Genomic DNA, 5,188 nt, shown 5'->3' on the forward strand with positions numbered 1-5,188 from the left:
GGGCTGCGACGAGGAGGGCTCGGCAAAGGCGGTGATAAGCCCGCGGGCGGTCTCGTCGAGCTGGCTCTGCATGGTGGCGGCGACGCCGTCGCGCAAGGTGATCAGGCCGGCGAGCTTGCCGACGGCGCTGGTATTGCCGCCGCTGCCGGCCGAGAGCGGCACGTTGTCGATGGAGATGGTGTTGCCGGGAGTGCCGGCGGTGTAGCCGGACGAGGGCGTGAAGGTCACCGAGCGCGGCACCGTCTCGAACAGCGTCGTGCCGTCCGTGGTGGTGATGACCATGTCGTTGTCGCCGCGCGTGAAGGTCGAGACGGGAACGTATTCGGCGATCTTCTTCAGGATCGCGTCGCGCTGGTCGAGTGCGTCGGACACGTCGGTGCCCGAACGCGTTCCGGAAATGACGGCCTTGTTGGCGTCCTGGAACTGGCTGAGCAGCTTGTTGAGGTCATCGACCGCGGTGGCGATCTGGCCGTCGGTCTGGGTGCGGAAATCCTGGATCGCCTGGGTGCCGTCATTCAGCGAGCGCACGACGTCCCTGGCCGCGTCGATGACGCTGGCGCCGAGATTCTGGTTGGACGGCGTCGTCGCATAGAGCTGCAGCGCCTGCTGCAGATTGGCGATCGCGGTCGAGGGCGAGGACGCGTTGTCGACGCCGTTGACGGCCAGCTCCAGCTGGTCCATGCCGCTGTAGAGCGCGCTCTGGCCGCTCCATGCGGAGAGGGCGCTCAAATTCTGCCGGAACAGGAGGTCGTTGGCCGCCCGCTGGATCTCCACCGAGCGGGCGCCCGGCGCCGTGCTGGTGATGACGGCCGTGCGGCGGGCATAGTCGCTATTGGAAGCATCGGCAACGTTGCGCGAGACGATGCTGGTCTGCTTCGAGGTGGTCAGGAGCGCCGACTGTGCGATGCTCAAGGCGGAGGTCAGCGACATGCGGGTCTTTCACGGGCCGGGGCCCGACAGTTATCTCTTCAGGTTGACAAGGACATCCATCAGGTCGGAACCGGTCTGGAAGACTTTCGAATTGGCGGTGTAGCTGCGCTGCGCCGCGATCATGTTGGTCAGTTCCTCGGCGATATCGACGTTGGAATTTTCCAGCGCGCCGGAGACGATCGAGCCGAGCTTGCCTTCATTGGCGAAGCCGATGCGCACCGCGCCGGAATCGGTGCTCTGTGCGTAGACGTTGCCGGGCAGGGCGGTGAGCCGGTCCGGGCTCGTCACGTCGGCCAGCGGGATCTTGTAGAGCGGCTTGGTGGAGCCGTCCTCATACTGCGCGTAGATGATGCCGTCCTGGCCGATTTGGATCTTCTCGATCGTGCTCGGCGCGTTGCCGTTGACCTCGGCCTCGGAAACCGTGAAGCCGGTGCCGAGCTGGGTCAGCTTCGACATGTCGAGGTCGAGGGTGGAGCCGTTCGGCACGGTGAAGGAGATGCCGGTGGTAGCGCCGGTGAGCTTGCCGGTGGTGGTGTCGAAAGTCAGGTTGGCCGAGGCCAGCGCGCCGCCGGTATAGGGGAAGGACGTGCCGGCCGTGGCCTTGGACTGATCGAAGACCGAGACCTCCCAGGCGCCTGAGCCGGTGTTGGTGAAATAGACGTCGAGCAGCACCTTGTTGCCGAGATTGTCGTAGGCGACCAGCGACGACTTCGAGGTGTATTCAGCGGTCGCGCTGTTGCTGGACGGCAAGGCGCCCGCAGGCGGGGTGGCACCCGCCGGCAGATTGCCGCTGAAGACGCCTTCGGTGCTCGGCGTCGCGGTCATTTCCTGGTCGGAGATCTGCACCGGCTCCAGGCCCTCGAAACCGTTGGCCGTCGCTGCCGGATCGCCATTGGCGTAGCTGTAGGCCATCAGCTGATAGCCGGCGGCATTGACCAGCCTGCCCTGGGCGTCGGCGACGAAGGCGCCGGCGCGGGTAAGATAGGGCGTGCCGCTCGGATCCTGCACGACAAAGAAGCCATCGCCGTTTACGGCAAGGTCGGATACCGAGGTGGTGTATTGCAGCACGCCTTGCGAGCTGATGGCGGAGCGGATTGTCGTCGTGACGCCGCCCGAATTGTAGGCGCCGCCGGTGCCCGGCATGATCAGCGTCGAGAATTCGGCGGAGGAGCGCTTGTAGCCCGTAGTGTCGGAGTTGGCGATGTTGTCGGCGACCGTGGACAGGCGATTGGCCTGCGCGTTCATGCCGGAGACGCCGGTCCGCATCATTCCGTAGAGGCTCATCGAAACGTCTCCTCAATACCCACGACGGTGGGGCCCATGACAGTGGCCGCGAGCCTATGCCGCGTGTCTTGCGCGAGGCTGGCGCGGGTTTCGGCCATCAGAACACCAGCCGGTAGCCGAGGAAGCGCTTGGAATCGATCGGATCATGGCCGAGCTTTTCGCGCAGCTTCTTGCGCAGCTTGCTGATGTGGCTTTCCACCACGTTCTCCTCGACCTCCTCGTCGAAGATGCCGTAGATGGCGTTGAAGACCTGGGTCTTGGTGACCCGTCGGCCGCGGTTGCTGGCCAGGTATTCGAGGATGCGGCGCTCGCGGCGCGGCAGAGGCAGCGGCTCGCCGTCGATCTCGGGATCGCGGCCGTCCATGAAGATGCGCATCGAACCGACTTCGGTATAGGTCACGTCCTCATGCGCCCGGCGGCGGATGGCGGTGATGCGCGCCAGGATCTCGCGGATGTGAACCGGCTTGCGGATGACGTCGTCGACGCCGCTCTCGAACAGCCGCAGCGTGTTTTCCAGCGAGTGCTGTTCGCTGAGCGCGATGACCGGCGCGCCGGTGCGGTCGCGGATCTGGCGCGGCGAGATCGCGCCCTCGCGGCAGTCGCCGATGAGGAAGGCCCTGACAGAGCGCAGATCGGTGTCGGCCGCGGAGCTCACCCATTCGCCGAACTCGCTGGGCGCGAAGCCCGCGCTGGCGACCCCCTCGCGATCGAAAAGTGAGCTGTAGCCTTCAGTTACGAGCTCACGCTCGTCAACGATCACGATCATCGGCCCGCCCTCCGAATCATCTCATTTGCCCCGTGGAAGGAGGCGTAACCGGTGGCGAGAATCCTGAACAACCGTCATTTCTTGTAGCTATTTTCTTGGGAGTTTTTTGGGGACCCGAAAATAAGCGCGGTCGCATGGGGTGTACCGGAGTGCATCGGCGCGCGCCGCGCAGAACGATGTGGCAAGCGCCGGAGAGGCCGAAAAGCCCCTGTGCGCCTTGGAACATAGGTGCATCTATGGGTTGCAGAATGAGCGGGCGTTGGGCGTCCATTTGCCGAAGCCGGTGGCGACCATGTTGGCGATGACGCGACAGAGATAGACCTTCTGCGCGGGGTCGTTGCCGGGGCCGGCATGATAGCGGGCCACCGCCATCGACCAGGTCATGTGGCGGGCATGCAGGCTGACCAGGAAGCGCGCCGCGTAGTCGACATTCTGGCGCGGGTCGAGCATGTCTTCGACACTGCGAAAGTGCGACGCGTGGTAATGATGATTGATCTGCATGCAGCCGAGATCGATCAGCGTCTTGCCCTCGCGGCGGGCGCCCTCGAACGTCGCCAGGGCCTCGGCCCGGCTTCGCGGGAAGATGGCTTTTCCCTCTATATTCATGGCATTAGGTTGAAGGCTGCCCTTCTTGCCGGTCTCCGTCAGGCCAACGGCATAGAGGATGCCGGCCGGCACGCCGTAGCGGTCGGCGGCGCGCAGGATCTCGGGTTCGCAAGGGTTGGCGGCGGCGCTCGCGGCGCTGATGGCGGCGCTAGATAAACATGCCGTCGCCAGTGCGCTCGCGAGCAGGCGAAGCAGCGCGGCCGCTGTCCGGTGTGTCATTGCTGTTGTTCCTTCCCGGCTGCTGACCGCCGGAGCCGGCATTGTTGCCGCTCGAGTTGCCGGGCTGAAAGGCGGATTGCTCGCGGCCTGGCGACATCGGCAGCGAGCTGTTGGCGTCGACGCGCGCGGCTGCTGGCGTTGCTATCGAGGGTTGCAGTACCGTGACCTTGTCGACGTCGAAGCCGAGCCCGCGCAGGGACTTGACGATCGCCTCGCTGTCGGCCGCGAGACGACGATGTGCGTCATGGGTTTCGGGCTTCAGCTCGATCGAAAGTTGCTCTCCGGAAAGCCGCAGGCTGGCCGTGACCATGCCAAGCTCGGCCGGGTGAAGCTCGATCTTCAATATATGTGTCGGAACGGCAACAGAACCGGGCGGTTGGGAACCCGCGGAGGGGGTCGAAAAGGCCTGCGGCAAGCCATTGTCCGACGCCAGCGCGTCGACCAGCGCCGAAGCCGTCTGGTTTAGCGGGTTCTGCGCCGGGGCCGGGAAGCTCTGCTCGGCGACGATGTCGATGCGCGCAGCCGACGACGCCTGTTTTCCTTGCTCCGACGGCGTCGCCGACCGTATTGCTTCAAGGGTTTTCGATGACGATGCCGGTCGCTTCGCCGGCGCTGCCGATACGTCCGCAGGCGTCTGATCCTCAGGTGGCGCCGTGGCGCCGCCATCCCGGCGCGGCAGGTCCTTGAAGACGGCGCTGATGGCTTCCGGCTGCCGGAGCTTGCCGGGAAAGGCCTCGGCGTTCGAGGCACGTTCGGACCGGGAGAAGGCACCGGCATCATTGGACTCGGGATCCGAGGTCTGATCGGGTTCTTGCAAGGTCGAAAGCAATCGCCGCGACGATTGCGGTTGGCGGTCCAGCGCCGGCTCCGGCCCGTCGGGCGCGGCATCGTCGCCGTCCGCTCTGGCCGATGGCTGGAAACGGCCGATGTCGTTCAACGCCATCAGCAATGGCAGGCTGTCCTTGAGCGGCCCGGCATTCGCGGTCTGCGCGGCCGGGTCGGCACCCGCCGAGGCCTTGTCCGCATCGGTATCGGCCTCGTCCTTCACGGCCTTGCCGAGCGCTGACTTTGGCGCGGCGGCCTTCGCCGGAGCATCGCCTTCGGGCTGCGTCTTGCCGGGACTGGCCAGTGCGCGTCTGTTCCAGCGCGCATCGGGGGATCCGGTTTCAGCCGGTTGGCCGTTTTCCTGCGCGGACTGTTTTTCGGCGCCGCGCAGCAGATCGCCGAAGCTCGTGTCCTCGCCCTTCGCGGCCGGCGCGCCCGACCTGGACGCGGCGTGCGTGGGGACAAGTCCCGGGAGGGCCTGGCCGAGGCTGGTGGTCATTTCGGGGCGGCTCCAAGCAGTTGGTCGATCTTGTTGAGTTGGCGGCGCGTCTGCATCAT

At 65.7% G+C, this 5,188-nt stretch carries 5 protein-coding genes; all 5 read right to left on the bottom strand.

What is annotated here, in order from left to right:
* The coding region (gene flgK, locus EN738_RS30545; protein WP_127286867.1) for a flagellar hook-associated protein FlgK at positions 1-930 on the bottom strand (930 nt) is incomplete at its 3' end.
* 30 nt (positions 931-960) lie between these two features.
* Positions 961-2,214 carry a flagellar hook protein FlgE gene (locus EN738_RS30550; protein WP_126058473.1) on the bottom strand — a complete coding sequence of 418 codons (1,254 nt, stop codon included), beginning with the start codon at positions 2,212-2,214 and terminating at the stop codon, positions 961-963.
* Between the two features lie 97 nt (positions 2,215-2,311).
* Positions 2,312-2,980 (bottom strand): response regulator transcription factor, encoded by a 669-nt coding sequence (locus tag EN738_RS30555; RefSeq protein ID WP_126058474.1) that lies wholly within the window; start codon positions 2,978-2,980, stop codon positions 2,312-2,314.
* Between the two features lie 234 nt (positions 2,981-3,214).
* Complete coding sequence (locus EN738_RS30560; RefSeq protein ID WP_245494819.1) at positions 3,215-3,805, bottom strand: transglycosylase SLT domain-containing protein; 591 nt, start codon at positions 3,803-3,805, stop codon at positions 3,215-3,217.
* Entirely contained in the window at positions 3,735-5,129 is a 1,395-nt protein-coding gene (locus tag EN738_RS30565; protein WP_127286868.1) for a flagellar hook-length control protein FliK, read from the bottom strand. The genes EN738_RS30560 and EN738_RS30565 overlap by 71 nt, the downstream gene beginning before the upstream one ends.
* Positions 5,130-5,188: the final 59 nt, after the last annotated feature.

It is taken from the genome of Mesorhizobium sp. M4B.F.Ca.ET.017.02.2.1, from assembly GCF_003998955.1.
Taxonomy (GTDB): Bacteria; Pseudomonadota; Alphaproteobacteria; order Rhizobiales; family Rhizobiaceae; genus Mesorhizobium; species Mesorhizobium abyssinicae.

What these genes read in the sequence shown, in the direction of transcription:
- EN738_RS30550 (WP_126058473.1), bottom strand. Translation starts at nt 2,214, where the DNA reads ATGAGCCTCTACGGAATGATGCGGACCGGCGTCTCCGGCATGAACGCG.
- EN738_RS30555 (WP_126058474.1), bottom strand. Translation starts at nt 2,980, where the DNA reads ATGATCGTGATCGTTGACGAGCGTGAGCTCGTAACTGAAGGCTACAGC.
- EN738_RS30560 (WP_245494819.1), bottom strand. Translation starts at nt 3,805, where the DNA reads ATGACACACCGGACAGCGGCCGCGCTGCTTCGCCTGCTCGCGAGCGCA.
- EN738_RS30565 (WP_127286868.1), bottom strand. Translation starts at nt 5,129, where the DNA reads ATGACCACCAGCCTCGGCCAGGCCCTCCCGGGACTTGTCCCCACGCAC.